Annotated in this window: 28 protein-coding genes and 1 tRNA gene; 10 read left to right on the top strand and 19 right to left on the bottom strand. The window is 39.9% G+C overall.

The window, feature by feature from the left end; all coding sequences use genetic code 11:
* Positions 1-37: 37 nt before the first annotated feature.
* The 5 genes from FPL27_RS07830 to FPL27_RS07810 form a co-directional block, all read right to left on the bottom strand.
* On the bottom strand, positions 38-622 hold the full coding sequence (locus FPL27_RS07830; RefSeq protein ID WP_143960560.1) for a hypothetical protein: 585 nt from the start codon (positions 620-622) through the stop codon (positions 38-40).
* A 201-nt stretch (positions 623-823) separates the two neighbouring features.
* Positions 824-1,327: a hypothetical protein gene (locus FPL27_RS07825; protein WP_143960559.1), complete on the bottom strand. Its 504-nt coding sequence runs from the start codon at positions 1,325-1,327 to the stop codon at positions 824-826.
* A gap of 20 nt (positions 1,328-1,347) precedes the next feature.
* Positions 1,348-1,902 carry a hypothetical protein gene (locus FPL27_RS07820; protein WP_185974325.1) on the bottom strand — a complete coding sequence of 185 codons (555 nt, stop codon included), beginning with the start codon at positions 1,900-1,902 and terminating at the stop codon, positions 1,348-1,350.
* Positions 1,903-2,006: 104 nt separating this feature from the next.
* On the bottom strand, positions 2,007-2,807 hold the full coding sequence (locus tag FPL27_RS07815) for a mechanosensitive ion channel family protein (RefSeq protein ID WP_143960558.1): 801 nt from the start codon (positions 2,805-2,807) through the stop codon (positions 2,007-2,009).
* A gap of 388 nt (positions 2,808-3,195) precedes the next feature.
* Positions 3,196-4,851, bottom strand: coding sequence for a M28 family metallopeptidase (locus FPL27_RS07810; protein ID WP_143960557.1), 1,656 nt, complete (start codon positions 4,849-4,851; stop codon positions 3,196-3,198).
* A 116-nt stretch (positions 4,852-4,967) separates the two neighbouring features.
* Here FPL27_RS07810 and FPL27_RS07805 point away from each other — a divergent pair, with 116 nt between their 5' ends.
* Positions 4,968-5,999: an alpha/beta hydrolase gene (locus FPL27_RS07805; protein WP_143960556.1), complete on the top strand. Its 1,032-nt coding sequence runs from the start codon at positions 4,968-4,970 to the stop codon at positions 5,997-5,999.
* Between the two features lie 79 nt (positions 6,000-6,078).
* Positions 6,079-6,161, top strand: a tRNA-Leu gene (locus FPL27_RS07800).
* 56 nt (positions 6,162-6,217) lie between these two features.
* On the opposite strand, the gene FPL27_RS07795 is transcribed toward FPL27_RS07800, so the two are convergent.
* The 5 genes from FPL27_RS07795 to FPL27_RS07775 all read right to left on the bottom strand — a co-directional run bounded on the left by FPL27_RS07795 (position 6,218) and on the right by FPL27_RS07775 (position 13,010).
* On the bottom strand, positions 6,218-6,820 hold the full coding sequence (locus FPL27_RS07795; protein ID WP_143960555.1) for a hypothetical protein: 603 nt from the start codon (positions 6,818-6,820) through the stop codon (positions 6,218-6,220).
* A gap of 65 nt (positions 6,821-6,885) precedes the next feature.
* Positions 6,886-7,488 (bottom strand): ribonuclease HII, encoded by a 603-nt coding sequence (locus FPL27_RS07790; protein ID WP_143960554.1) that lies wholly within the window; start codon positions 7,486-7,488, stop codon positions 6,886-6,888.
* Positions 7,460-10,126 carry an MGH1-like glycoside hydrolase domain-containing protein gene (locus FPL27_RS07785; RefSeq protein WP_143960553.1) on the bottom strand — a complete coding sequence of 889 codons (2,667 nt, stop codon included), beginning with the start codon at positions 10,124-10,126 and terminating at the stop codon, positions 7,460-7,462. The genes FPL27_RS07790 and FPL27_RS07785 overlap by 29 nt, the downstream gene beginning before the upstream one ends.
* A gap of 165 nt (positions 10,127-10,291) precedes the next feature.
* The gene (locus FPL27_RS07780; RefSeq protein WP_143960552.1) at positions 10,292-11,635 is read right to left on the bottom strand and encodes a sensor histidine kinase; all 1,344 of its coding nucleotides are present in this window, start codon (positions 11,633-11,635) and stop codon (positions 10,292-10,294) included.
* Complete coding sequence (locus FPL27_RS07775) at positions 11,625-13,010, bottom strand: sigma-54-dependent transcriptional regulator (RefSeq protein ID WP_143960551.1); 1,386 nt, start codon at positions 13,008-13,010, stop codon at positions 11,625-11,627. The genes FPL27_RS07780 and FPL27_RS07775 overlap by 11 nt, the downstream gene beginning before the upstream one ends.
* A gap of 223 nt (positions 13,011-13,233) precedes the next feature.
* Between FPL27_RS07775 and FPL27_RS07770 the strand changes: the two genes are divergently transcribed.
* Positions 13,234-13,662, top strand: a complete 429-nt coding sequence (locus FPL27_RS07770; protein ID WP_143960550.1) for an FKBP-type peptidyl-prolyl cis-trans isomerase — start codon at positions 13,234-13,236, stop codon at positions 13,660-13,662.
* A gap of 28 nt (positions 13,663-13,690) precedes the next feature.
* Here FPL27_RS07770 and FPL27_RS07765 read toward each other — a convergent pair whose 3' ends face one another.
* From FPL27_RS07765 to FPL27_RS07745, 5 genes are all read right to left on the bottom strand, one after another.
* Positions 13,691-14,104 (bottom strand): hypothetical protein, encoded by a 414-nt coding sequence (locus tag FPL27_RS07765; RefSeq protein ID WP_143960549.1) that lies wholly within the window; start codon positions 14,102-14,104, stop codon positions 13,691-13,693.
* Positions 14,105-14,165: 61 nt separating this feature from the next.
* A complete protein-coding gene (locus tag FPL27_RS07760; protein ID WP_143960548.1) occupies positions 14,166-14,975 on the bottom strand; it encodes a hypothetical protein in 810 nt (269 codons plus the stop codon).
* Position 14,976: 1 nt separating this feature from the next.
* Complete coding sequence (locus FPL27_RS07755; RefSeq protein WP_143960547.1) at positions 14,977-15,741, bottom strand: UDP-2,3-diacylglucosamine diphosphatase; 765 nt, start codon at positions 15,739-15,741, stop codon at positions 14,977-14,979.
* Positions 15,742-15,804: 63 nt separating this feature from the next.
* Positions 15,805-16,290 carry a methylated-DNA--[protein]-cysteine S-methyltransferase gene (locus FPL27_RS20135; protein ID WP_143960546.1) on the bottom strand — a complete coding sequence of 162 codons (486 nt, stop codon included), beginning with the start codon at positions 16,288-16,290 and terminating at the stop codon, positions 15,805-15,807.
* Positions 16,291-16,401: 111 nt separating this feature from the next.
* On the bottom strand, positions 16,402-16,977 hold the full coding sequence (locus FPL27_RS07745) for a hypothetical protein (protein ID WP_143960545.1): 576 nt from the start codon (positions 16,975-16,977) through the stop codon (positions 16,402-16,404).
* Between the two features lie 370 nt (positions 16,978-17,347).
* On the opposite strand from FPL27_RS07745, the gene FPL27_RS07740 reads away from it, so the two are divergent.
* On the top strand, positions 17,348-17,851 hold the full coding sequence (locus tag FPL27_RS07740; RefSeq protein WP_143960544.1) for a GreA/GreB family elongation factor: 504 nt from the start codon (positions 17,348-17,350) through the stop codon (positions 17,849-17,851).
* A 3-nt stretch (positions 17,852-17,854) separates the two neighbouring features.
* On the opposite strand, the gene FPL27_RS07735 is transcribed toward FPL27_RS07740, so the two are convergent.
* Positions 17,855-18,352 (bottom strand): DUF6508 domain-containing protein, encoded by a 498-nt coding sequence (locus FPL27_RS07735; RefSeq protein ID WP_143960543.1) that lies wholly within the window; start codon positions 18,350-18,352, stop codon positions 17,855-17,857.
* A gap of 307 nt (positions 18,353-18,659) precedes the next feature.
* Between FPL27_RS07735 and FPL27_RS07730 the strand changes: the two genes are divergently transcribed.
* The 3 genes from FPL27_RS07730 (at position 18,660) to FPL27_RS07720 (ending at position 21,614) form a co-directional block, all read left to right on the top strand.
* Positions 18,660-19,883 (top strand): exo-alpha-sialidase, encoded by a 1,224-nt coding sequence (locus FPL27_RS07730; RefSeq protein WP_143960542.1) that lies wholly within the window; start codon positions 18,660-18,662, stop codon positions 19,881-19,883.
* A 188-nt stretch (positions 19,884-20,071) separates the two neighbouring features.
* Positions 20,072-20,965: a bestrophin family protein gene (locus FPL27_RS07725; protein WP_143960541.1), complete on the top strand. Its 894-nt coding sequence runs from the start codon at positions 20,072-20,074 to the stop codon at positions 20,963-20,965.
* A 28-nt stretch (positions 20,966-20,993) separates the two neighbouring features.
* Positions 20,994-21,614, top strand: coding sequence for a carbonic anhydrase family protein (locus tag FPL27_RS07720; RefSeq protein ID WP_143960540.1), 621 nt, complete (start codon positions 20,994-20,996; stop codon positions 21,612-21,614).
* 39 nt (positions 21,615-21,653) lie between these two features.
* Here the strand turns inward: FPL27_RS07720 and FPL27_RS07715 are convergent, their stop codons facing one another.
* Positions 21,654-22,223, bottom strand: coding sequence for an SAM-dependent methyltransferase (locus FPL27_RS07715; protein ID WP_143960539.1), 570 nt, complete (start codon positions 22,221-22,223; stop codon positions 21,654-21,656).
* Between the two features lie 43 nt (positions 22,224-22,266).
* On the bottom strand, positions 22,267-23,658 hold the full coding sequence (locus FPL27_RS07710; RefSeq protein ID WP_143960538.1) for an APC family permease: 1,392 nt from the start codon (positions 23,656-23,658) through the stop codon (positions 22,267-22,269).
* Between the two features lie 150 nt (positions 23,659-23,808).
* On the opposite strand from FPL27_RS07710, the gene FPL27_RS07705 reads away from it, so the two are divergent.
* Genes FPL27_RS07705 through FPL27_RS20200 form a run of 3 tightly spaced genes read left to right on the top strand, consistent with a single transcriptional unit; the run spans position 23,809 to position 24,857 of the window.
* Positions 23,809-24,333: a DUF421 domain-containing protein gene (locus FPL27_RS07705; protein ID WP_143960537.1), complete on the top strand. Its 525-nt coding sequence runs from the start codon at positions 23,809-23,811 to the stop codon at positions 24,331-24,333.
* Positions 24,334-24,352: 19 nt separating this feature from the next.
* Complete coding sequence (locus FPL27_RS07700) at positions 24,353-24,715, top strand: SDR family NAD(P)-dependent oxidoreductase (protein ID WP_317129432.1); 363 nt, start codon at positions 24,353-24,355, stop codon at positions 24,713-24,715.
* A complete protein-coding gene (locus tag FPL27_RS20200; RefSeq protein ID WP_317129431.1) occupies positions 24,618-24,857 on the top strand; it encodes an SDR family oxidoreductase in 240 nt (79 codons plus the stop codon). Before FPL27_RS07700 ends, FPL27_RS20200 begins: the two co-directional genes overlap by 98 nt.
* A gap of 60 nt (positions 24,858-24,917) precedes the next feature.
* On the opposite strand, the gene FPL27_RS07695 is transcribed toward FPL27_RS20200, so the two are convergent.
* Entirely contained in the window at positions 24,918-25,568 is a 651-nt protein-coding gene (locus tag FPL27_RS07695) for a DUF4328 domain-containing protein (protein WP_143960536.1), read from the bottom strand.
* Positions 25,569-25,832: the final 264 nt, after the last annotated feature.

Here is a 25,832-nt window from a genome sequence, read left to right as displayed (position 1 = left end):
TTTAAGGCAGGTGTGGTCGTAGATGAAGTGAGAAAAACTATCTTTTGCCAAGTAATACAGTTGGAACGGTAAGTGTGCTTTCCTCCACAGTGATCCCCTGTTTTCGTAAATCCTTAAAAACCTGGTTTAAATTTTTAGTGTTTTTAAATCGGAGGTTTACAATACTTTGTTCACTTTCAGTGTAAAAAACTGCTTGATCAGAAAGTTTTTTCGCAACTTCTCCTAAGGTATAGCCATATATGTTCATTTTCCCACCATTTCGGCTTGTATATAGTTTTGTGTTTTCAGGTAATTTTTCTTGATGAACGTCATGAGCTAATTCTCGCTTGTAAGTTTTTAATAGATAAGAAGGTTGATTCGTGTCTTTAATTTCAAAAGAATAACCTGCTGATTCTGCTATTAAAGAGGTAATTTTCTCAATAAAGCTTTCTTTTTTCACAAAGTACTTGAGTTCCATCAGGTATTCAAATCCATCATCATCAGCATCATTCAAAACCAAATGGTTTGGAAGCAATTGTTCAAATATAACATCCAAATTGCCCTTCGCTTTTAAAAAGCCTGGACCTTTTCCTGTGCTTTTGGATATACTTAGGGGAAGGCTTTTTTCCCTATAAAGCTTCAATTCGTAGTTCTCGTTAATCTCCTCAATCAGTAACTCTCCGTTAAAATCCGAGGCAAAAACTTCCACCGAAAAGATCAATGAGCATAAAAGTACTGTTAATAGATAATTACATCTAGAATTCATAATGTTATAATTTTATGTGAAACTCTGATTTATTTCAATAAGTCCCGCTAATTCTTTCTTACGTCTTCGGTCTTCTTTTTAAAATGCATATCCAAACGACAATTGCGGCCATAAGGGCCAAAAAGCAGAAGAGTCATAAATCGGCGTGATACCTGCCCTAAACAAAAAGCCACCATCGGTAGGCTCCAGTCTGTAACCTAGGCTCATCGTCCCAATTGCTCCACTTTCTCGGTCCCTCTCACCGGCCGGTCCGAAACCACCTTGATTACCTGCTGAACCCACTAATATCGTAGCACCAACCCCTATTTCAAAAAAATGCTTGTCATGACCAAACAAATAATTAACAAGCAGGGGAACAGATGTAAATCTTACTCCATCCATGGCAATATATCCAATACCTGCCCTTCCTCCCAAGCCATTCATACCCTGTGAGAATCGTGTGTCATAATTAACTGAATATATTAACCCATTTCCCAAAACCTCCACAAAAACGCTTTGTCCTCTTGACCTATCCGGAGCTTGAGCCTGGCAAACCTGGCCAAGGGAAATCAAGAAAAACACACTCAAAAATAAACTTTTCATTTTAATTGAATATTAAATAGTTAATTAAATGCATACCCAAACCCGATCCCGAACCAAAGCGGCCAAAAACCATTGTGGTTGAAAATAGGATTGAGATTGGCCTTGAAGGTGAACCCACCATCTACCGGAACTCTTCGATAACCTAAATTAAGTGTTCCCATCAAAGCTGGCGTGTCTCCGGTATCCAAAATGAAGTCCCAATTTGTTCTCGTTTGCACCGACTGATTACCGTACCACTGTGTATAGGTATCCCTGTAGCGCACAAAGGTGGCTCCTGCTCCTATTTCGAAAAAATGCTTTTGTCGCCCTAATAACCTATTAATTTGAACGGGAATGGTAAGCACACTAGTGGATGAATTTTCACCTTGGTTTAATGCCCAACCGCCAATTCCGACTCGCATTCCCCAAGAATCAACCCTTTCTCTATCAAAGCGGAAATCATAATTCACGGAATAAGGTAATCCTGCCCCTCCAAGCTCCACATACACTGCACGTGTTGGTGGACCGAAGACTTCCTGGGCAAAAGTAGGTAATGTAATTAACGCGAAAAGCGCGGATAAAATAGCTATTTTCATAATTTCAGACTAAAGGCTTCTTAAATATAGGAAGTTTTTTTGATCTGAAAGTTTTTATTAAAAAAATCTTAAAAAATGATACATTAAACTATTCTCAGCAAAGTTTACCAAGTATCTACTATTTTCTGAACTGTAAGCATGGCTTTGTTTTTCACTTGTGTAGCAGGTATTTTTCGAGTAAAGGTATCGACCCAAAAAAGGACAGAGACCACCACTACCCCTCCGGAAATGTCTTTAATCTGCAGGGATGTTTTTCGCCGGCCTTTCAGCACACCTTCTACAAGGTTGACTTGGTCCTCGATTTGTTTTAATTTGGATTCATAATCGGATTTAACAGGGATCTTTAGCTCGAATTCATGTCTCAAAAAACCATCAATGGTGAAATTTGTCAATGGATTTTTTACAATTGTTCCGTTTGGCATATACACATCCTTACCATCGAAGGTTTTCATCTGAGTGTCTCGTAAATTCAAGGATACAACCCTTCCTTTTACACCTGCTATCTCAATAGTATCACCTATCCTGAAAGGACGCTTGAAGGCCAGCAAAATTCCAGCGAGGAAATTCTCCCCAATGTCTTTGAGCGCAAATCCAATAACAAAAGCCGTGATTCCTGCCCCAGCCAAAATACTACCCACTACGCCAGTAAGCCCCCAAAATCTCAGCACAAATAGCAAACCCAAGATAAAGATGACAGACCCTATGAGCCTCGCAAAAAAAGAGGCCAATAAAGAATCATTCATGTTTTTCTGCAATCTATTGGTTGAAAGTTTTTTTACATAAAAACTTAAATACCAAAAAACCACCAGCATTACCAATGCAATGAGCAACCGAGGGGTGAGGGCGACGATAGAGTCGTAGTATTCTGCAAATTGTTCGCGTATATCAGACAGGAAGGTTTCCATTAAAAAATATGCTTTTAGGACTTGATAGCAAAAAAAGCACCAATTGAACTATCAATTATTGCTGTTATACTTTTAATAGTCTCACTCCTTAACCAACGCAACACAATACCATATAAAAAGAACGTAAAACCTATATTATAAAGAACAATAATACATGATTATATAGATAATCAGTATATTATTAACCTATAATTAACCAATCATATACTGTTTCTACACTGGTCTAACACTGGTTTAATACTGGTCTAAGACTGGTTAATATTAAATTAATACCCAAGTATTACCTAGGGCTTTGGTAGTGTTAATATAAACTAAGAAGTGAATAAAAAACAGTGGCCAATCCATCAAGGATTGGCCACTGTTTCACTAAAAGAACTTAAGTTTGAAATTACTTCATATAGGCATCTCTCGCGGCTTTGAATTCAGAACCTTCTTTCCAATTTGGCCAATCAGAACTGAATGCCAATCTTTTCCCAACTTGATAAAGCAACTCTACATCATCCAATGCCCCATCAAGGTTCCATCTTTCAGGATCGTATTCATCACTTGGCTTGTGGTAATATTGGGCAGTATAGTTATCCTGAAGTTCTTTGCCGTATTCCTTACCTTTTTCCGCATGGTCAATTCCAGTTCCTGTATAGAGGGCTGGAATTCCGATTTTGGCGAAATTGAAATGATCCGATCTGAAATAATACCCAGCAGAAGGTGTCGGTTCGGGGGATGTGTATCTGTCTACTTTTTCAGCCTCTTCTTCAAGCAATAATTCCAATTCTGACTGCCCCTTTCCTACTAGCACAATGTCCTTCATTTTGCCATAAGGATTAATTCCGTCCATATTAATATTGGCTACTGTTTTTTCTTTTGGGAAAACAGGGTTTTCAGCATAGTAAGCGGATCCCCAAAGCCCTTGCTCTTCGGCAGTCACAGCCAAGAAGACCACTGTTCTTTCAGGCTTTTCATTTGCTTCTTGGAAGGCTCTGGCAATTTCTAGCAGAGCGGCAGTTCCACTGGCATTGTCCAAAGCACCATTGTAAATACTGTCCCCAGTCTCATCAGGCTTACCAATCCCCAAGTGGTCCCAGTGAGCGGTGTAGATGATATACTCATCAGGTCTCTTACTACCCTCCACCTTGGCTATCACATTTTGAGAGACATCATATTCAGCACTCACTTCCATTGATGAAGAAGCCTTCATATTCAGAGCCACCGCCTGAAAATCAGCTTTTCTGGCCTTTGCAAGCATCTCACGTTCGTTGAGCCCAGCCAGGTCAAACAGTTTATTTGCGATTGGTAAACTAATCCAGCCCTCAAATGCATTTTTATAGGCAGTTGATCCCCTATCATCCAAATATAGCTTGGAGGTGTTCCAGTTGTTTTGAACCACATTGAATCCATACCCTGCCGGAATGGTATTATGCACAATCAGACATCCCAATGCTCCTTGCCGCGCGGCTTCTTCATATTTATAAGTCCAGCGACCGTAATTGGTCATGGTGTTGCCTTTGAAAAGCTCCTCATCCTCAGTCCCGAATCCAGGATCGTTCACCAATACCACCACAATTTTATCCTTGACGTCAATATTTTTGTAGTCATCCCAGCCATATTCAGGCGCCACAATTCCGAATCCTGCAAAGACCATTTCGGCATCCTCAAATTTCACTTGCTTCTCCGTCCGCTGGGTCCAAATGACGTAATCCTTCAGGCCTTCCAGTTTAAGGTCTCCTTTATCTGATTTTATCTTCATCTGATCCGCAGGGGAGGCTGTTATTTTTACCAAGGGAACCTCTTGAAAAAAGCTGCCTTCATTTCCCGGCTCAAGTCCCATTTCCTCAAAATTGGACTTGAGATAATTGATCGTTTTGGTTTCCCCTTCAGTAAAAGGCATCCTGCCCATAAAGTCGTCCGAAGACAAAGTCTGAATATGCCTTTCCAAGTTTTCTTTCTTGATAATCTCAGAATGCTGGTCGTATTCTTCCAGTTCTTGCTGACAGGAGAACAAAAGGCCCAGACCGGCCAACCCTAAAAGCGCGTTCATTTTTCTCATAAAATTGTTGATATGTGTATTTTACACGATCAAGATACTCAAAATATCTTATTCGGATAAATGCAGATTGGATTTTGACCTAAAAGCACCTAGTTTTATGGATAAAATCCTAAGACATGTTAAGAAAAATTTTGGTTGTGCTGCTCGTGCTAGCAGTAGTTTTAGCTATTGGTTACGTGATGGGACCTAGGGAAAGGGTTGCCCCGTTGACAGGAGAATACCCTGAAGTCCCAACTGATCCTTACGAATTAGAAACTTATCTTAGACAACGGGAAGATACCGTTAAGGGTCTTAAAGAAGACAATGAGGCTAAAATCATTTGGGCAGATTCCCTTACCAAGCATAAAACCGAGTATGCTTTCGTCTACATTCACGGCTTTGGCGCCAGCGAAAAGGAAGGCCATCCCCTACACCGAGAGCTCGCACAATATTTTGGTGCAAACTTATTTCTCACCAGATTGCCTGAGCATGGTATAAGCCGAAATGATGCATTTAAACATTTGAGTGCCCAGGAATTGGCAGATGCCGCTAGGGAGGCTTATTCCATTGGGAAAGCCATTGGTGAGAAAGTGGTGGTAATCGGCACTTCCATGGGTGGGGCATTGACCTTGATGCTGGGTTCTGAGCAAGAGGATATTGAGGCCTTAGTTCTTTTATCACCCGCGATCAGGGATTTTGAAGGTCGACTAGAGCTTCTATTTCAACCATGGATGAAAAATCTACTTGCATCAGCTATCACAAATGACGAAGGGGTGCAAATCGTAGAACGGACTGGGGACAAGGCACGATACTGGTCTGAGGAATATCATGTGAATGCTTACACCAGTTTAGCCGTTTTGCTAAAATCAAAAATGAATATGCAAACCTATGAGCAGGTAAAGCAGCCTGTCTTTATGGGCTATTATTTCATGGATGAAGAAAATCAGGATTTCGTGGTATCAGTGCCAGCCATGCTGAAAATGTTCGAGAATTTGGGAACCGATGAGGACATGAAAGTGAAAATGGCTTTTCCAGAAGCAAATGATCATGTAATCGGTTCGGCTATTACCTCCGAAGATTGGGAATCAGTATTGGAAGCTTGTAAAGAGTTTCTGGCTCAACGAGTTGGAATCCCGGTACCTCTGGAAGAATTCGCTGATGCAAAATAATTTTTCATACAAGGAGCAAAATATAGGTTATCGGTTTGCAAACACCCTAAAACCTTCATACTTTTGCTCTCCCTTTACTGCGCACGTGGTGAAATTGGTAGACACGCCATCTTGAGGGGGTGGTGCCCTCTGGGCATGGAAGTTCGAGTCTTCTCGTGCGCACAAACAAAAAAAGCCGCTAAAAAGCGGCTTTTTTTGTTTCTCAAATTTCTAATTTTTTAACTAATCAAAATCGGGGTCTTCACCGGTATCATCTCCATTTCCCCGAACTTCTGAACCACTTTAGCCTGCAATAAGAGATTGATACCTAAATCGCTTACATCAAAGTCTTTGGCATCTGTTCCAAAAAGGTTTTCAAGAGTTTCCTTCAACCCGAACCCTTCTGATTCTAGACCTGCCTTTCTTGTAAACTCAGCCGCCAATACTTTCAAACACACCACATCTTCACTTGCGACCGTTTCTGCTATTGAAAATTCTTTTAAGATAGTATTGGAATCAAACGATATCACCATATTGGCTTTATTCAAATCTTCCTTGAATTCAGCTAGTGTTTTCTCCACCATAGCTCCACTTGCTTGGTCAAAACCTTCGTGTTCTTTTATGGCTACCAGATTACAATCCTTATCCAGTGTCAACCAGCCAAACTTTTGCTCACTCTGATCTTGAATATAGGAAGGGATAATAAAGTGAATAAGGTTGGTTTTGGACTTATTGAACCTCAGATGCAGGTTTCCTTTTTCTTTCATGAAATAAGTTGGAATAATTGTCCTTACGATAAAGAACCCAAGAAAACCCGTAATCGCTAAACCTAAAATACCCATTCACTTAATTTTAATTGGTAGAAACTCTCATTAGGATTGGCAAACTAAGTAATTTACACCAACTATCAAAAACTAATCTCCAATTGATCGGGCAATAGCCGGAAGCTTTTTCGGTGAATCGGCGTTACTCCTAGCTGCTCAATACCTTTACGATGAGCTTGGGTGGGATAGCCTACGTTGGTACTCCAGCCGTAACCAGGGTACTTTTGATCGTATTTGGCCATGAGCTCATCCCTGTATTCTTTAGCCAAAATGGAAGCGGCCGCAATGCTCGCGAATTTTCCGTCACCTTTGATAATGCAGTCGTAGGGTATTTTTAATTCACTGACAAACCTATTTCCATCAATTAACAGGTGATCAGGGCAGACAACCAAGGACTGTATTGACCTAGTCATAGCCAAGAAAGATGCTTTCAAAATATTGATTTGATCTATCTCCTCCACACTCGCTTCGGCAATAGCCCAAGCAATGGCATTGGCCTTGATTTCTTCCACCAAGGCCTGTCGATTGCTTTTGGTCAATTTCTTTGAGTCATTGATCAATTCATTCGCATAATCAGGGGGCAATATCACTGCCGCGGCCACTACAGGACCACACAAGCAGCCTCTTCCAACTTCATCACACCCCGCTTCTACTCTGTCAGATTCTAAAAAGGGTAAAAGGGTCATGTACAACTTCTTCTTCTTTGTAAACTTTATGGATCAACTCAGCTACAAGGCCAGTCCAACCCGTCTGGTGAGAGGCTCCTAAACCTTCACCCGTATCTCCATTGAAATATTCGTAAAAAAGGATATAATCCTTAAAATGGGGATCATTTCGGAACCGCTCGTTTAAGCCATAAACAGCCCTTCTCCCATCTTTGTCGGCTTTGAAAATCTTTATCAGCCTCAAAGATAATTCTTTGGCCACCATATCCAAGGTCATGTGTTTTCCGGAACCAGTAGGGTACTCTATTGCAAAATTACCTCCGTAATAGAAGTTGAATTTCTTTAAAGATTCAATTACCAGGAAGTTAATTGGGAACCAAATAGGACCCCGCCAGTTGGAATTACCGCCAAACATCACCGTGTCGGATTCCCCTGGAGTGTATTTGATGGAATGCTCAATACCGTTTAAATTAACTGAATAAGGGTTTTTCTCATGAAATTTGGACAAAGAGCGAATGCCGTAAGGTGAAAGAAATTCTTTCTCGTCAAGCAGCTTATTCAGAATGCTTTTCATCTTTTGGCCTCTCAGCAAAGAGAATAAACGCCTTTTGTCCTTACCCGGCTCAATCCAACTAGAAACCAATGCGGCTAATTTGGGCTTTTCCTTAAGAAAAAAGTCAAGCCGCTTCTTGAACTCCGGTAAGTTCTCAAACATCTCTTCCCGGATAGGTTCCACTGCAAACATCGGGATTATACCCACGATAGATTTCACCTTCATCAATTCGGGCTCCTGTCCATCCATATGGAGAATATCATAGAAAAACTTATCCTTATCATCCCAAAGTGATATGGAATCGCCCTTAATATTGGCCATTGCCCCGGCTATATAGAGAAAGTGCTCAATAAATTTCGTCGCCGTATGCTGGTAGATTTTGTTGTGATTGCTGAGATCCAGTGAAATTCTCAACATATTCAATGCGAACATGGCCATCCATGATGTAGCATCCGCCTGTTCTAGCCTTCCACTGAATCTTTCAGGATTGCTTCTGTCAAAAACGCTTATATTGTCCAGCCCCAAAAAGCCACCTTCGAATATATTCTTACCTTCGCTATCTTTTTGATTTACCCACCAAGTAAAATTTTGGATCAATTTAGGAAAAGCCCGTTCTAGAAACTCATAATCGGGTTTACCATTGTATTTTTGATCGATTTGAAATACTCTGAGTATTGCCCAAGCATGGACTGGTGGGTTCACATCCCCAAAATTCCACTCGTAGGCCGGCATCTGACCATTGGGGTGCATGTACCAGTCATTTAGCAACAAAATTAACTGGTCTTTTGCGAAATCAGGATCCAACCTGGCCAAGGGAATGCAGTGAAATGCTAGATCCCAGGCGGCGTACCAAGGGTACTCCCATTTGTCAGGCATGGAAACGATATCATAATTCTGCAAATGCCTCCAGTGGGTATTTCGTCCCTTCTTCCTTTCCTTTGGCGGAACGTACCGACCTGGATCCCCTTCCAGCCATCTTTCTACATTATAATAATAAAACTGTTTGGTCCACAGCATACCTCCAAAAGCCTGCCTTTGAATGTTGACCAATTCTTTGTCCTTAACCCTCCCCTGCAATTCAGCGTAAAAATCGTCACAGTCCTTTTTGCGACTGGCTATTATCTCATCCGCACTATCCACACCGGTAGCAGACTTCTCATGCGACATTCTAACAGTTACCGACACAGACCCTTCAGCAGGCACCATAACTTTATAAATTGCTGAAGCTTTGGTGCCAACACAGTTTGGGTTTAAATGCTTGTTATCACCATGAATCACGTAATCATTTACGGCATCCTTAAGGTATTTTTTCTGGTTTTCGATCTGATAAAGCCGTTCTCTATTGGTTTCATTATCACAAAACACTAACTCTGGCTCATCAGAGAAAGAAAATGTGTAATTGCCAGATTTTGGCAAAAAGGCTCCGATAGTATTGTTTTCCTCTTGTGCAAGCCTAGGCATGAATGATTCCTGCCCCGTAAACCAGTTTTTTCTAAACCAAAGGGTGGGAATCACCCAAAGCTCTTGGTCTTCTTTGCCCCTGTTATGAATAGTAGCCCTACAGACTATATCCTCAACATCATGCTTGGCATATTCCATAAATATGTCAAAGTAGGCATTGTCATCAAAAACGCCCGTATCAAGAATCTCGAATTCAGGATCTTTTTTACTTCTTCGGGCATTTTCATCCAAAAGTGCTTGATATGGAAATTCCGCCTGAGGGTACTTGTACAGCATTTTCATATAGCTGTGGGTAGGACTGGAATCGAGGTAATAATACAGCTCTTTTACATCCTCCCCATGGTTGCCTTGGTTGCCGGTTAATCCAAAATACCGTTCTTTCAGCATTGGATCTTTTCCGTTCCAAAAAGCCCATGCAAAACATAGTTTTTGCTTATGGTCACAAATACCTCCGATCCCTTCTTCTCCCCATCTGTACGCCTTACTTCGAGCATCATCATGGGTCACATTTTCCCAGGCGGCTCCATCTTCACTGTAATCCTCCCGGACGGTTCCCCATTGTCTGTCGGTTAGGTAAGGCCCCCACTTTTTCCAGTGTTTTTTACGATCTCGGTCTTCTCTTAATTTGAGCTTTTCTATATTCATTTTAGTAATTACATCCAAAAATTGAGTTCGAATTTAAGTTTTTTATTCAAAAATATCGTCCCAATATGTAAGCTTATTTTAAGCCAAAAGTTTTAATCGATCACTTATATGGCAAATTAAGATAAAATTAAAAAAGCCAGCTGTCTAATCGCTGGCTTTCGAATTTTATCCGTTAAAAATCAATTTGAAGACTGTCCCTTCTCCTACTTTTGAGCTAACTTGGATATTCCCCTTGTGGCGCCTCATGATCTGCTTCGAAAGGCTCAACCCTATGCCTGAGCCTTTCTGCTTAGTGGTGAAAAACGGAATAAAAATCTTGCTCAACGCCTCCTCTTCAATTCCTTTTCCGCTATCCTTTATCTCAATTATGATCTTACTATTGTCATCTATAAAAGCTCTCATACTGATCTTTTTCACTTCCGAATGCTCTACAGCATGGAAAGCATTCTGCAAAATGTTAATCAACACTTGCTCTATCATCGTAATGTCAGCAAAAAACACCAAATCAGCAGGCACAATTTCCTTCTCGCATTCTATACCCAACTTTTCTCTTTGGTGCTGAAAAAGGATTTCCATCCTTTCAAAAAGATCCACGATGGTAATAGCGGAAAATTTGGGATTGGGAATATGGGCAAGGCTTCTGAAATCACTCACAAAATTGATAAGTCCTTCACTTCGCTTTTCAATTGTACTCACCCCCATCAGGTAATCTTCCACCTCTTCCATAGTAGCCCCATGACTATGGTCAATCTTATCCTCGATGTCACTTCGGATGGTGGCAGCAAGTGATGAAATTGGAGCAATGGAATTCATGATTTCGTGGGTCAGCACTTTTACCAAGTTTTGCCACGCCTCCATCTCCTTCTCTTCCAGTTCGCTTTGAATGTTCTGAAGTGATACCAGCTTGATTTTGGTTTTGCGAAGCACCAGTTCAATCACATATACCGACAGCTGCATGATTCCGTCAGGATGCGCAATCTTAATCAACTCACTTCCACCCGTTCTCAGACTTCCAATAGCGTGATATAGCTCCTTGTTGACATTATTGATCTCAGCGATATTTTCCAGATTTTTGATATTGAGCATCCGCTTGGCAGCAGTGTTAAGAATCTGGATAGAACCATCATCCTGAAATGTTATCAGGCCAATGCTAAGGTGCTGAAATACTGAACGGAAGTAATGATAATTGGCCTCTTTTTCGGCCTGATCCTCTTTCAGCTTGGCAAGTATAGTATTGAATTCAATGTGAAGATCATCTGTTTCGGTACCATCAAACTTCACAGGGTATACGGTGGCATAATCATTTTGCTTGATGTTGTTGAGAAATTCACGCACCTTCTTGAAGCTGCTTTCAGAATACCTGATCAAAAACACCAATTGCGCAATTGCCAAAATAATCAACAGGGAAACGGGAAATACTCCCCCGCCTCCCTGTATGAGATAAGCTGTCAAAAACAGGGTTACGGCCAACAGCACCACCCTGCCCAGCAACCCTATTTTATAATCCATATTTCTCTAATCTTCTATATAAGGATGCTCTGGTGAGCCCCAATTCTTTGGCTGCTTTTGAAATGTTGCCTCCATTTTTATCAATTGCTTTTTGGATCACGTTTTTCTCCATGTCATCCAGGTTTAGCGTATTTGCTGCGGGAGCATGTTTTTCATTTACAGGCTTGTTGGAAAGGAAGAAAAAGTCCCTGCTATCCAATTCGGTACCCTCCGCCATGATGATAGCCCGCTCTAAGGCGTGCTGTAGCTCTCTGATATTACCAGGCCATGTATACCGCTGCAATAATTGCATCGCATTGGGTTTAAAACCCGTAAAATTCTTTCTGTATTTATTGGAATAAACCTTCAGAAAATGCTCCGCTAGCAAAGGTATATCCTCTTGCCTGTCCCTAAGGGGTGGCAAAAATATTTCAACCGTATTTATTCTATAAAGCAAATCCTGACGAAATGTGTTTTCCATAACCATATCATGGATTGGCATGTTGGTAGCACAAATCAAACGAATATCTACTGGGATTGACTTATTAGTACCGATCCGGGTTACTTCTCTTTTCTGCAAAACGGTAAGTAATTTGGATTGAAGCGGCATGGAAAGATTTCCGATTTCATCCAGAAACAAGCTACCCTTATCTGCAACTTCAAATCTACCGGCCCGGTCTTCCTTGGCATCGGTAAAGGCACCTCTCTTGTGACCAAAAAGTTCACTTTCGAAAAGCGTTTCCGTAATGGCTCCCATATCCACTCCCACAAAAATCTCATCGCTACGGTGAGAGCGATCATGAATTGCTCTGGCTATAAGCTCCTTACCCGTACCGTTTTCACCAAGAATCAATACATTGGCATCCGTCTCCGCTACTTTGTCAATGATGGCAAAGACATTTTTCATCGAAGGACTGCTGCCGATAATATCTGCGAAAGGCTTTTTTAATTCCGCCTGAAGAGCTTTTTGTTTTTTGGAAAGCTTTTCTACTTCATTGTAGCTTTCTTTGAGTCTTACCGCGGAGGTAAGAGTTGCAATAAGTTTTTCATTCTGCCATGGCTTGAGGATAAAGTCGGTCGCTCCCTCTTTCAGTGCCTTCACCGCCATTTCTACATCCCCAAACCCAGTAATTAGAATCACTACAGCTTTTGGATCGATTTCTTTAATCTGTTTCAGCCAATGAAAACCTTCCTTGCCAGAAGTGGTATCTTCAGTAAAATTCATGTCTAGCAGGATGACATCAAAATTGTTATTGTTGACCAAAAATGGTATTCTACGGGGATCCTTTTCGATCACCACTTCTTTGGCGTGTTTTTTCAGCAGCATTTTAGCTGCAAATAAGAGGTCCTCATTATCATCCACTATCAGGATCCTACCTAAATTCTGGTCTTCCATATTTATCTAAAGAAAAGTTTAGCTATAGCATTGCCTAAACGGTGCCATATATATATTCTGTGAATATAAGCAAATTTGGGCATTTTAGACTATCGAGATGTTCATTATCGTACAAATACTTTATGTAAGCGGACACTTTTCTGATTAATACCGGACATACTTTTAATCCTCTTTTATAATCGTTATCTTTACTTTTATCACAAATCAAAAAAACAAATATTAAATGTCTGTAGCAACTAAAGGAAATACCGTAAAAGTACACTACACTGGTAAATTGCAAGATGGAACTGTATTCGATAGTTCTGAAAACAGAGAGCCCCTTGAGTTTACTCTTGGAGATGGAAATATGATCAAAGGGTTTGATTCAGCGGTTCACGGTATGGCTGTAGGAGAAGACAAGAGTGTCACTATCCCATCGGCAGAAGCATACGGCGAGAAAAGAGACGAAATGATGGTAGATATTCCACGTACTCAGGTGCCTGCGGATATTAATCCGGAAATAGGCATGGATCTTTCTATACAAAATCAAAATGGACAGCCTATGCCTGTAAAAGTGGTTCACGTAGATGAAGAAAAAATAACTTTGGATGCGAACCATCCATTGGCAGGAAAAGATTTGGTCTTTGACATTAAGTTGGTAGAGATTGCATAATTTAAAAAACCGGCTTAGGCCGGTTTTTTTATTTGTCTTTTTTTCTCCGACCTGCAGGATTAGCGTAGATGCTCTTTGTTTTGTTGTATTTTGAATTCCCTATCTCTACCACAAAAAGCTGGGTATTGACATCCCGCATATCATACTTTTTCAGAACACCATCAGAAGGTTTTATTGTATCCTCCACTATCAAGTTGCCTACCATATCATAGACTTTTACCCGAGTAGAAACCTTTGCCTCAGTATTCAATTTTATCATAAACTGCTTATACCCTTGACTTTCCAGATTAAAGTCAACCTTGGGTTGATTAATATCTTTTGGGAATTTAAATTCTTTTTCAGTTGCAGTACCTTGGGCACAGGTGTTCTGTAGACTTACCAGAGATAAGCAAGTGATGAGGATAAGAAATATGTAAAATTTGCCTCGTAGAGTTTTTTCCATTCGACCGCAAACTCGCAAAAATCTAACCAGTTTGAAATAAGAAAATGAATTTTATATCCAATTATCTAAATGGATTTTTAAATATCTGAAAGCCAATATTGTTATAAAACACTAATAATCCTCCCTGCAATTGTACCGCAGAACCTGAAATTGGAACAGGTAAATTTAACTCTTCAACTTTTCCATTTCTATAATCCTGTTGGCTTAAACTTCCGTTTATGACATAATATAAATGGCTGCCATATAAAGCCATTTTATCTTTTCCCGCATATGCGTATTGCTTAAGATAATTCCCTTGATTATCAAATAAAAACACCTTAGCATTTGTCCTGACAAAAAGTAAATTTTGGTATTCGCGGATTTCCTTAATATCCAATGCTTCCTCCCCGAGTAGTAAACTCAAAGGTTGATGCTGCAAAACAACCATCCGTCGGTGATCTAGTTTTAACAAGTCCAAATTGCTTTCATCAAAAATCCATACTGCTTGATTATTACCAAGAGTGGCAGCCTTTATTAGTCCGATTGGACTGTCGAACCTTTTAGAAACAACTGGATTTAAAAATCTGTCAAAAATGCTGATTTCCTGAAGGTCATAGGAAAAGGCAAAAATATTCACCGTGCGGTCTGCATCTAGGTGAGTGATTTGTGCCTGCCGACTAGGGGAAAAGTGATTTATCTGCTCACCTTGGGAGTTAAACTGATAAATACCGCCACTGCCATCAGATACAAATACGTTCTCCCTATTGTCAATAGCTATTTGACTAAGTCCTTTCAGGTCTACCTCAGCCAAACTAACCAACTCTATTTTATTTTGGGCAAACAGACCAAAGTTGACAATAAAATAGGCGAGCAACAAGGTGCAAAACCTCATTTCAAAACTTAAAAGGCTTAACACTCATACCCTCTCCATCAAAAACTCCATAAGTGTATTGGCTCACCCACTCTCCCAGGTTGAAATATTTGGCACTATCCCCTACCGGAAGTTCTAAAGGCAGATGGCGATGCCCAAACACATAAAAGTCGTGATGCATCTGGTTTTCCACCTGCTTGCAGTATTGCCATAACCATTCGTTTTCTCCTTTAAAGTGGTCCTCATTTTTCTCCTGATTGGTGATCCGACTGCTTCCAGACCACTTTTGAGCAATACGGATCCCTATATCGGGGTGGAGCCACTTAAATAGCCACTGGCAGGCCTCATTGGTAAATACTTTTTTGAGGACTTTATACTTATTGTCGCCTGGGCCCAAGCCATCGCCGTGGCCTACCAGAAACTTCTTGTCGTTTATCGTTATCTGAATCGGGTGGGCAAAAACCGGAATGTCTAATTCCTTGGTAAAGTAGTCCTTCATCCACAAATCATGATTGCCTGTAAAAAAAACAATAGGTAAACCTTTATCCCTCAGGTCTGCGATTTTACCCATAAATCTGATGAACCCTTTTGGAATCACTTTATCGTACTCAAACCAAAAATCGAAAACATCTCCTACTAGAAATAAAGCCGCTGCTTCTTTTTCTATGCTATTCAGCCAACGAATAATTTTCTCCTCCCGCTTTTTACTACTCTGTCGATCTGGAGCTCCGAGATGGAAATCTGATGCGAAAAAAACTTTCTGGCCTGGCTTTAAACTTATGTTCATGTTGTGAGGATAAGCTGCAAATTTAGAAACTTTATCCCAGCGACAAAAAACTGTGTGGCCAAGCTAAAATCCGAGACAATATTGATTGCCTGGCAGGTCACGCATTTCCAGCTGCAGGAGCTTTACTTTTCGCCACAATCCACCAGCGTAACCAGTCAGTGCTCCTGACTTGGATATGACCCGATGGCAAGGCACCACAATCAAAAGCGGATTATCGCCATTGGCTGCTCCTACTGCCCTAGCCCCATTTCGGCTTTCTAGTTGATTGGCAATTGCTTCATAGCTGCAAGTTCTCCCATATGGGATTTCACCTACTTTTTCCCAAACCTTTTTCTGAAAACCTGTTCCAATGGACTCAAATGAAAAATCAAACTTACGCAGATCGCCAGCAAGATAGCTTTTCAGCTGCCTTCTTACTTCCAAAAGAAACACCGAACTGATTTCCAAAGAGAAATTATCCTCCGTAAAATAAAGGGAAATCAGTTTTTCATCTTCCGCCACCAACTTGATGTTGCCCAAACTGGAACGCATTACCATCGTCTCTTTCATAAATAAAACTTACAGCCCAAAATTAACTGATTCTGCCTTATTAAAAAATCCAGATTAAAAGCAAAAAAACCGCCCAAAATGGGCGGTACATAAACTATATATTTTAGTATGTCAGTTATGGAAATACTCTTTGTGCCCATTTTTATCCGTCACAACTACGAATACTCTGTCTGACGAAATAGATTTAAGGTTATATTTTCTAGCAAAAGGCTCTTCGTTATCGATAAATTCTCGATAAATCACCTTGTTTTCATCATCAAACAATTTTACATCCAATCCTGCTTCATTGACTTCATAAACAGAAAGTTTCACGAAATTGTCAGTTTTTCCTCTCTTAAGAGCAGCTTTGAATCCTGGTGATTTTGGAGCTCTGGATTTTGTCTCTATCACATGATCGACTTTTTCATATCTATTTTCGATACGTATGGTATAGGCAGCTCTGGGTAAATCTGCAAGATCATACGGAATGCTTACACTTTCCTTTACGTTCAGGGACTTGCAATGAAGCCTATTGCCTTCCTTATCATAAAGTGAAATTTTTACTCTCCCTGCTCCCTCTAACAAGGTGACTTTTGCTTTATCATATGCAAAAGAAACTCCGGAAAGCTCCAATAATTTATTTGTTGGGCCGGCAAAACTCATCAAAGTTACACCCAAGGCCAGTGCGAATGTGAATAAGGTTTTCATAGTAAGTAAAATTTAGAAGTTCGTTACTTCCAATAATCCACCTTTTGTTCCACATTTATCCCTGACAATCAATTGACAACATAAACCATTCTGGCATAGGGAACTACCTGTACGCTTTTATACATTTTTGGATTTTAAATTGTCCACATGTTTTGAAAATGGACAAATTATCGCTGAAACAGTTAATTTATTAAGTGAAAAAATTCAAGGTTTATCCTTGGAAAATCTTAGCAGAAAAAATTTTCCTTCAGAATTCTAGAAATTAGAGTACATTATCGGACAGCGTTTGTTCAAATTTGTATGATTTTAGAGGATGATCAGACAAAAAGTATCAGTTATCCCTGAAATTGTTTAACTTAACTAAAAAAACATGAGCCGTGGATTTGTAAAAGAAGACGATCAGGAAGAAGCTCCTCTCATACCACCAAGAGCCGCACTTCCACCTGGCGTCACCAACTATGTGACTCCCGAGGGGCTTCAAGCATTATTGGAAGAGAAAATCTACTTAGAAAACGCTAAATCCCAGAATAAGCATGAAAATGATGCTGCCCGTCGCTATGAAAATTTGATGATTGAGGGTAAACTGAAGCTATTGATAGAGAGAATCAATTCCGCTAAAGTAGTAGAACCGAGCGAAAACACAGATGAGGCAAGATTTGGTTCGACAGTCAAGCTAAAAACCATTACTGGCTTAAAGCCTGGAATGGTCCGAAAATTCAAAATAGTAGGGGTAGATGAAGCAGATGTGAAAAATAATAAAATTGCCTTTACAGCTCCAATTGCCAAGGCTGTAATCGGCAAACGTCTGCATGAAAAATTAGAGTTTCAGATCGGAAACACTATAGAAAAACTTGAGGTATTGGAAGTTAGCTGAATATTAGCACATAGGTCTACCCGAGTTGCTATAGGTTAGTTTGTTATCAAACTGATGACGGATTGCTTTGATAAGGGCATAAAGAAACTTATCCTGAAGCCGCATAGAAATACCACCGGGAGTTTCCTTCTCACTCATTATCAAAACGGTGAGGATTTTACATAAGGTAAGTGAATTGAGCAAAATGAGGTCTTCATAACGGTTGTTTTTAAAATCCTTCAATTCCTCTTTCCATTCCTCCCAGTCAAACCCTACGCACAGACCGGTTAATCTGATACAGTTCAAAAACCTGCTATCAAAGCCCTCAAGGTTATAATAAGTTTGAGCATTTTTGGGAGTCAATACTCTCCCCACGCATTTGTCTACCCATTGGTATTCTTTCTCAATTTCATCCGCTAATGAAAAGAGAGGGAGTAATGTGTCGGCGTCCAAGCTTTGCCACATCCCTGGGAATTTTTCTATCGGCGTTAATGAAATATCCATCATCCAATCGTTAAACATTTTAAATTCTTATGTTGACAAATGTATACGTCTGGATTAACAATACCTAGAAATTACTTTTATACTTTGAATAATTTCTTACGCGTATTCCTCCAATACATACTCAAAATCAATCACTTACACGTTTGGTTAAAAACATCAGTTTATATAAATATATTAAGATTGACTTGTCTTTTATCACTTAATTTTGTTGAAATAAAACATGAACAAATTCAACAAAATAAATTTTAAAAGTAAAATCAATAATATCGGATATTTAGCCTGCTTTTGTTAACTTCCCAATTATATCAGTACAACTACCGAAATTATGCTTAAATCCATATTGACTATTGCTTCTGTGCTATTACTTTTCTCCTGTACCCAGGAGAAAGCTAAAGAAAGAGAAGAATTAATTGTCAAACCTTTAATTTTTGAATTGGACACCATTTCCCATTATGGGCAACCTTATCTGTACACGAATCAACAAGGGGAGGTCTTGATGAGTTTTATTGAAACCAAGGATGAAAAAGCTCATTTACTTTACACCAAGCTAAAAAATAACACCTGGACTGAACCGAACCTGATTGCCCAGGGTACTGATTGGTTTGTAAACTGGGCGGATTATCCACAAATCAGTAGTTTTGCCGAAAGTGGACTTTTAAGTTTTTTTCTTCAAAAAAGCGGTGATGGGGTCTACTCTTATGATATCAAGCTGACTCATTCTGAAGAAGGAGCTGATTGGACGGAACCAAACACTTTGCATGATGATGGACAGCAAGCCGAACATGGCTTTGTATCATTTGTTCCTTTCCAAACCCATATACTTGCTGCCTGGTTGGATGGCCGAAATACGGGAGGAGAAAGTGATGCTGATCACCACGGACATCACGAGGGGGCGATGACACTTCGTGCAGCACTTGTTAATAATAAAGGGCAAAAGGAAGCTGAATGGGAGCTTGATGACAGAGTTTGCGATTGTTGCCAGACTAGTTCTGCCTTGACCACCAATGGCCCTGTAATTGTATATCGAAATCGCTCAGAGGGTGAGATTAGAGATATAGCCATTGTACGATACTTAGATGGTAAATGGACCTCTCCCCGACCGGTGTATCCAGACAACTGGAAAATCCCAGGCTGTCCAGTAAATGGACCTCGAGTTGATGGAAAGGACAATCTTCTGGGTGTAGCGTGGTTTGCCGCTCCACAAGGTCAAGGGGTAGTAAAAGTTGCATTTTCTGAAAATTCGGGAGAAAGGTTTTTGCAACCAGTTACTATTAATACGGGTACCACAATAGGTCGTGTGGATTTTGCATTAATCGAGGACAGCAGCGGAATTGTAAGCTGGATGGAGGGTACTGAAATCCTAGCTAGAAAAGTAACGCTTGACGGGCAATTGGGCCCTGTCGTCCATATTGCAACTTCTTCCGATCAAAGGAGCAGTGGATTTCCCCAAATGACCAAAGGGGAAGATGAAATGGTTTTTGCATGGACAGATTCACAGAGCAAAAAATCACAAATCCGCACTGCAACTATTTCTATAGATGCCTTTTAGCTAGTACTTTGGTAATTCCCACTAGATTTATTAATTTTAAAAAGACTTATATCAAGCCTAATGAAGAATTTGGGCTTTTTTTATGCTCAAGCTCCCATTATTTAGGGTAAATTTTACCTAAACCAAAGTCCCCTTCTTTAAGTTTAGAGAATAAGTTTTTCCTAATCTACAAAACCCTCTTCAAAGGAATGTTAATCCCCAAGAAAGTACCATACATTTACATAATCAGTAAAATCCGATTTGATTTGCTTTATGTACTTGCAGTTGGAGTAATTGTACATCTTCTTACCAGGTCATTTTATACATACTTACCGGACATGCCACTTTCTATTCCCATGTTTATGGGTACGGCAATTTCTATTTTGCTTTCATTTAAAATGTCGCAGTCATATGACCGCTGGTGGGAAGCCAGAAAAGTTTGGGGGGCTATTGTAAACGACTCGAGAAGTTTTACTATTCAGCTTCAAACATTCATCGACGGATCTTTTTCGCCTTTGATCCGAAAAATGGCCTTTAGACAAATTGCCTGGTGCTACGTGTTAGGCAACTCACTCCGAGGACTTTCCCCTTTGGAGAAAATGGACGAATTCATAGAAAAGGATGAGCTCAAACACCTCTCTACCCATACTAATAAGGCTTTGGCAATTCAGCAGTTGAACGCTCAAGAGTTAAAAAAACTAAAGGAAATTGGAGAAATTGACAGTTTCACCCATATCCACATTAACAGCACTATTTCAAGATTAATTGATCATATGGGGATGGCCGAAAGGATTAACAATACTTTCTTCCCTGTCACATACAAGATGTTTCTTCATATGTCCATCTACCTCTTTGTCATTATCCTTTCTATTTCACTTAGACATGTCAGCTTTATTTTTGAAATCCCTTTGTTAGTGGTGATTTCTTCAGTGTTTTTCCTTTTGGAAAAAGCTGCCTCCCATTTACAGGATCCTTTCGAAAACAAGCCTAACGATACTCCCGTTACTGCTATAGCAAGAACCATAGAGGTCAACATTAAACAACTACTAGGGGAAGAAAAAGTACCTGCCCCTATAAAACCGGAAGGTTTCTATATTTTATAATCATACGTTAACCTAAACTATAATAGCAATGTTAAAAGCACACACTAAAGAAACTCAGAGCAAAATCAATCCAGACAAGGCTATTGAAATGCTCAAGGAGGGCAATGAAAGGTTTGTCAAAAATATTAAATCTGAGCGCAACCTACTCGAGCAAGTACAGGACACCACCATGGGACAATTTCCATTTGCGACAGTATTGAGCTGCATGGATTCTAGAACCTCGGTAGAATTGATTTTTGATCAGGGAATCGGGGATATATTCAGTATCCGAGTTGCCGGAAATGTAGTCAATGAGGATGTATTGGGAAGTATGGAGTATGGATGTAAAGCTGTGGGGACCAGAATTGTCCTCGTACTTGGCCACACAAAATGCGGTGCTGTAGCGGGAGCCTGCGACCATTTTGAAATGGGTAATCTGACTTCCTTATTAAAAAAAATAGAGCCTGCCATGGATAAGGCAGAAGCTTCTGGCGAGAAAAACGGTAAAAATTTGGAATATGTCAATGAAGTAGTAAAGAAAAATGTGGAATTGGTAATGGACCAAATTCGTGAAAAAAGTCCAATTGTCGCTGAACTTGAACAAAGTGGGGACATCAAAATCGTTGGAGCCATTTACGATGTGGACAACGGCAAAGTCAAATGGTTATAAAAAAAAAGCCAGGGTAGGTAAATTGCCCTGGCTTTTCTTCTATTTGGAATCTTTTTCAGGCACCACCCAATAATATATGGTGTGAACAAAACCTTTGTCACTCTCAATTTTCCTCATTTTAAGTGGTTCCCAATCCCCCATGTCATAATTGTGAGATACTACTCGTGTTCCAGGTTTCAGGTCCAGGATTTTAGGCCTCAATTTCATATTAACCTGAGGTAGAAGGTAAAGGGTTACAACAGTTGCTTCACTAAAATCAACATCGAAAATATTGCCTTCGATGAACTTCACTTTGTCGGTCACTTCTTCTTTTTCGGCCCTGGCATTAGCTTCTTCTATTCTGAGTGGATTGATATCTACCCCTACCCCTCTTGTGCCAAATCTTTTAGCAGCCGTAATAGGGATTCTACCATCACCGGATCCAAGGTCGTATAAAATATCATCTCCCTTCACATCGGCCATTTCTAGCATCTCATTTACGATTTTTTCTTTGGTAGGTACATACGGTACATCAAGAGCGACCGAGGGTAAGGTCTTTTGAGCGTATACCATTGGGGTAATACAAAAAATCAGAATACCCACAGCAAATAATTTTAGTAAGTTTTTCATTAGAACTTGTGGTTAGGTGAATTATATCATAACTACTTTTAGGTCATTTTGATTTTAATTTTTTATTCTTTTGAAGTACCAATGGAAAAAAACCTATTATCAACACCCCTATACCAACCAAAGCCCCCCACCCTGTATAAGCCACACTGGAATACAATAAATAGAGGCTGGTTAAGCAGAAAATTATAGGTAAGACGGGGTAAAAAGGCACCTGAAAAGCAGATTTCTGCGCCCTATATTTAACCCTCAATATGAAAAGACCAATTCCGGTCAGTAAAAAAAAGAACCAGAAAACAGGTGCAGTATATTCTACCATGGTTTCAAAACCATCCCTAGAGAAAATTCCTAGCCCCACTAAGGACAATGAAACCACCCCTTGAACAATAAATGCCATTTTTGGAACTGAAAGATCATGGTTCCAATTACCCAAAGCTGAAAACACCTCAAAGTCACGCCCTAGAGCATAATTGGACCTAGCACCTGTAAAGATGGTAGCATTGGCCGAGGTCAATGCCGCTATTGCTACCAATACAACGATAACAATTGCCCATCCTCTTCCCAAACTTGCCATCATCATATCGCTAGCAATGGCAGAAGAAGTAGCCATCCCCTCTAGCCCCAATACTTTTAAATAGGAAAGGTTGATCAATCCATACAGCAAAGTAATTATTCCAATCCCTATCAAGAGAGCCCTTACCATTTGTTTTTTTCCCGACTTCAGCTCAGCGGAAATGTATGCAGCCTCATTCCATCCTCCAAAAGTCAAAAGTACAAACACCATCGCCAGCCCGAAATTGGTATTTAAAATTGAGTCATTATCTAGCATTTCAGCGCCAGAGACAACACTTTCACTACCATAAAAAACGCCCACTCCAATCAGAAGCAGAATACCAACAATTTCCGCAAGAGTCAGTATTTTCTGGACTCCAGTTCCCATATTCACTCCTAAAATATTGATTGAGGTTAAAATCAAAATTGCTAAAGCTGCATATATAACGGAGGAATAGTCACCTAAAGCGTATAGTTGCGTAGCATAATCACCGAAGATAAAAGCCAACAAAGCAATAGAACCGGTTTGAATAACGCTCATCCTAGCCCACGCAAATAAAAAGGCCACTTTTCTTCCAAAAGATAGCCGAATAAAGTGATAATCTCCTCCAGCATTTGGGTATGCCGTGGTCAACTCTGCATAACACAGCGCTCCTATAAACGAAAAAACACCTCCCAATACCCAAACCCCCATGAATCCTGCAGCCGAGTCCACGTGGCCTGCCACAAGAGAGGGAGTCTTAAATATCCCTGCTCCGACCACTAATCCCACAATTAAGGCTATAGCATCAGTTGTTGATAGTGACTTTTTGGGCTTATACGTAGCCTTTTCATCCTTTAGAACATCAGTCTTGACTGTATCAGAGTTTTTAGTGAGGTTTTTCATTATATTTTAAAAAATTTAGTGTGTAAGATTATTACCATATAACTTTTAACCTACCGACCTGTTTAAACCATACCTTTTGAGCCTGTTATTTTTTTGGCAATTTGCCCGTAACATATCGATGGGTACATAGTTATTAATAAAAGCCTAACCATGGAAGACTTATTCTTTGAAGATTGGAACAGCATTTTTCGAACTTTCATTATCACCATAATAGCCTATATTTCTCTGATTACAATGTTAAGGGCTTCGGGCAAACGGACCCTTTCAAAAATGAACGCCTTCGATTTTGTAATTACAGTGGCTCTAGGCTCTACATTAGCCAATGTTTCATTGAATAAAGATGTAGCCTTGCTTGATGGGGTTTTAGCCCTTTTCATATTGATAAGTCTCCAATTTATAATCACTTGGCTGTCAGTAAGGGTTTCTTTTATTAAAGGTTTGGTAACTAGCACCCCTTCCTTAATTTTATATAAAGGAAGACCATTGGAAAAAGCCATGAAGCACGAAAGGGTAACCATAGAGGAAATCCGGTCGAAAGCACGCGATCAAGGCTTTGCTAGCCTAGCCAATATTGATGCAATCATATTAGAAACTACTGGAAGCATTACCATTATACCAACTATAGATTCCCAGATCGATAATGTAAAAAACCTAAACTTTTATCCTCCTAAATGACACTAAAATTTTAACGTCCATGAAATGCCTTGAAAACAAAGTAGCCCTTGTTACCGGAGCTGGTTCTGGAATTGGCCATGCAGTAGCAGTCTCCTACGCCAAAGAAGGCGCCAAAGTAATCGTAAGCGATTTAAACGAAGAAGGTGGCCACAAAACTGTGGACGACATTAAAAAAGATGGCGGAGAAGCATTTTTTATCCAGGCTGATGTTGGTAAGGCTGATGGAAATCAACAATTGGTAGGCAGCCAAACACGGTGTGGTTGGGCTTACCAAGGCTACCGGCTTGGAATATGCCAATCAAAAAATCCGGTGGAACTCTGTAGGTCCAGCCTATATCAAAACGCCTTTACTAGACAACAACCTCGCCCAAGAGCAACTTGATAGGTTAGTCACCCTTCACTCTATTGAAAGATTAGGTGAATCCTCTGAGGTGGCAGAATTGGTATTATGGCTAAGCTCAGATAAGGCTTCCTTCGTCACAGGTTGCTATTATCCGGTGGACGGTGGTTATTTGGCACAATGAATATAAAAAGGGCTGAAGAAATGTTTTCTCAGCCCTTTTCTACATATAAACCCAAACTAATCAAGCTCCTATTAAATTCTGCCTAGCAGTAATTAAATCCCTTTCAAACTCCATCACTTTATGGATCAAGCTAAACGTAATAAATAAAGTAAACAACCCGAGAAGGTCCATGAATATACCCATTTGCGTAGCATTATGAATTTCCAAAACCGTATCTGCATGAAAGGCTAAACGCAAATAAACAATTCTTCCTATTACATTGATCACACATAGTACCCACCATAAATCTATCAGGGGAGTGCGCTGCACTTGCGTCCCGTAGTTAAACTCCTGAGTTTTTACCCAGATTTCCTTCATGATCTGATAGGGGTGATAAAAATTATAGATTGGCATCAACCAACAAACAATCGACCAACGCTCATTGAAAGCCAGGCTTTTGGTATCTATTTGATGAAGGTTATGATAAGCTGTTTTAAACCATTTTACAAATAGGTAAGCAGCTCCAATCAGAAATATAATCTGAAGGTTGCCCAAAAGACCCTGTCTCAAATCGACCATCATTGAGGGTATGGCATTTCTACTTGTCATTCCAGAGAGCATTTGTAATTCCAAATAGCTGAAAAACAAGCATGAAAGTGTCAGGAAGAACACGATTGCCAATATGGACAAAACTCTGTAAGCTCGATAATCATTCTGTAAAACTTGCCCCATAATCAATGTGTTTGTTGGTGAGAAATTGGTTGAAAATTCAAAATACTAATTTATGTAGACTATCGACAACTGAAACAAAACATTCAATTACCCTACATTTCAAATCAAGCAATTAATTCTATTAAAATCAAAAAAAATATCACAAAGCAAAATAAGGGTTATAAAAACAAAATTTATTACTTCAAATAGCTTTCTTCAATTTATGCTTTTGAATTTCAACTGGATACCTGTACCAACACGCAAATTCATTATCAAATACACACT

Source organism: Litoribacter populi, from assembly GCF_007483685.1.
Taxonomy (GTDB): domain Bacteria; phylum Bacteroidota; class Bacteroidia; order Cytophagales; family Cyclobacteriaceae; genus Litoribacter; species Litoribacter populi.
The sequence above is the reverse complement of the archived record's forward strand: the minus strand, read 5'-3'. Positions and strand labels throughout refer to the sequence as shown.

What these genes read in the sequence shown, in the direction of transcription:
- FPL27_RS07785 (WP_143960553.1), bottom strand. Translation starts at nt 10,126, where the DNA reads ATGAATATAGAAAAGCTCAAATTAAGAGAAGACCGAGATCGTAAAAAA.
- FPL27_RS07780 (WP_143960552.1), bottom strand. Translation starts at nt 11,635, where the DNA reads ATGGATTATAAAATAGGGTTGCTGGGCAGGGTGGTGCTGTTGGCCGTA.
- FPL27_RS07810 (WP_143960557.1), bottom strand. Translation starts at nt 4,851, where the DNA reads ATGAGAAAAATGAACGCGCTTTTAGGGTTGGCCGGTCTGGGCCTTTTG.
- FPL27_RS07740 (WP_143960544.1), top strand. Translation starts at nt 17,348, where the DNA reads ATGAGCCGTGGATTTGTAAAAGAAGACGATCAGGAAGAAGCTCCTCTC.
- FPL27_RS20135 (WP_143960546.1), bottom strand. Translation starts at nt 16,290, where the DNA reads ATGAAAGAGACGATGGTAATGCGTTCCAGTTTGGGCAACATCAAGTTG.
- FPL27_RS07765 (WP_143960549.1), bottom strand. Translation starts at nt 14,104, where the DNA reads ATGGAAAAAACTCTACGAGGCAAATTTTACATATTTCTTATCCTCATC.
- FPL27_RS07755 (WP_143960547.1), bottom strand. Translation starts at nt 15,741, where the DNA reads ATGAACATAAGTTTAAAGCCAGGCCAGAAAGTTTTTTTCGCATCAGAT.
- FPL27_RS07820 (WP_185974325.1), bottom strand. Translation starts at nt 1,902, where the DNA reads ATGAAAATAGCTATTTTATCCGCGCTTTTCGCGTTAATTACATTACCT.
- FPL27_RS07720 (WP_143960540.1), top strand. Translation starts at nt 20,994, where the DNA reads ATGTTAAAAGCACACACTAAAGAAACTCAGAGCAAAATCAATCCAGAC.
- FPL27_RS07770 (WP_143960550.1), top strand. Translation starts at nt 13,234, where the DNA reads ATGTCTGTAGCAACTAAAGGAAATACCGTAAAAGTACACTACACTGGT.
- FPL27_RS07700 (WP_317129432.1), top strand. Translation starts at nt 24,353, where the DNA reads ATGAAATGCCTTGAAAACAAAGTAGCCCTTGTTACCGGAGCTGGTTCT.
- FPL27_RS07815 (WP_143960558.1), bottom strand. Translation starts at nt 2,807, where the DNA reads ATGGAAACCTTCCTGTCTGATATACGCGAACAATTTGCAGAATACTAC.
- FPL27_RS07730 (WP_143960542.1), top strand. Translation starts at nt 18,660, where the DNA reads ATGCTTAAATCCATATTGACTATTGCTTCTGTGCTATTACTTTTCTCC.
- FPL27_RS07760 (WP_143960548.1), bottom strand. Translation starts at nt 14,975, where the DNA reads ATGAGGTTTTGCACCTTGTTGCTCGCCTATTTTATTGTCAACTTTGGT.
- FPL27_RS07710 (WP_143960538.1), bottom strand. Translation starts at nt 23,658, where the DNA reads ATGAAAAACCTCACTAAAAACTCTGATACAGTCAAGACTGATGTTCTA.
- FPL27_RS07790 (WP_143960554.1), bottom strand. Translation starts at nt 7,488, where the DNA reads ATGACCCTTTTACCCTTTTTAGAATCTGACAGAGTAGAAGCGGGGTGT.
- FPL27_RS07825 (WP_143960559.1), bottom strand. Translation starts at nt 1,327, where the DNA reads ATGAAAAGTTTATTTTTGAGTGTGTTTTTCTTGATTTCCCTTGGCCAG.
- FPL27_RS07805 (WP_143960556.1), top strand. Translation starts at nt 4,968, where the DNA reads ATGTTAAGAAAAATTTTGGTTGTGCTGCTCGTGCTAGCAGTAGTTTTA.
- FPL27_RS07735 (WP_143960543.1), bottom strand. Translation starts at nt 18,352, where the DNA reads ATGTTTAACGATTGGATGATGGATATTTCATTAACGCCGATAGAAAAA.
- FPL27_RS07725 (WP_143960541.1), top strand. Translation starts at nt 20,072, where the DNA reads ATGTTAATCCCCAAGAAAGTACCATACATTTACATAATCAGTAAAATC.
- FPL27_RS07775 (WP_143960551.1), bottom strand. Translation starts at nt 13,010, where the DNA reads ATGGAAGACCAGAATTTAGGTAGGATCCTGATAGTGGATGATAATGAG.
- FPL27_RS07715 (WP_143960539.1), bottom strand. Translation starts at nt 22,223, where the DNA reads ATGAAAAACTTACTAAAATTATTTGCTGTGGGTATTCTGATTTTTTGT.
- FPL27_RS07705 (WP_143960537.1), top strand. Translation starts at nt 23,809, where the DNA reads ATGGAAGACTTATTCTTTGAAGATTGGAACAGCATTTTTCGAACTTTC.
- FPL27_RS07795 (WP_143960555.1), bottom strand. Translation starts at nt 6,820, where the DNA reads ATGGGTATTTTAGGTTTAGCGATTACGGGTTTTCTTGGGTTCTTTATC.
- FPL27_RS07695 (WP_143960536.1), bottom strand. Translation starts at nt 25,568, where the DNA reads ATGGGGCAAGTTTTACAGAATGATTATCGAGCTTACAGAGTTTTGTCC.
- FPL27_RS07745 (WP_143960545.1), bottom strand. Translation starts at nt 16,977, where the DNA reads ATGAAAACCTTATTCACATTCGCACTGGCCTTGGGTGTAACTTTGATG.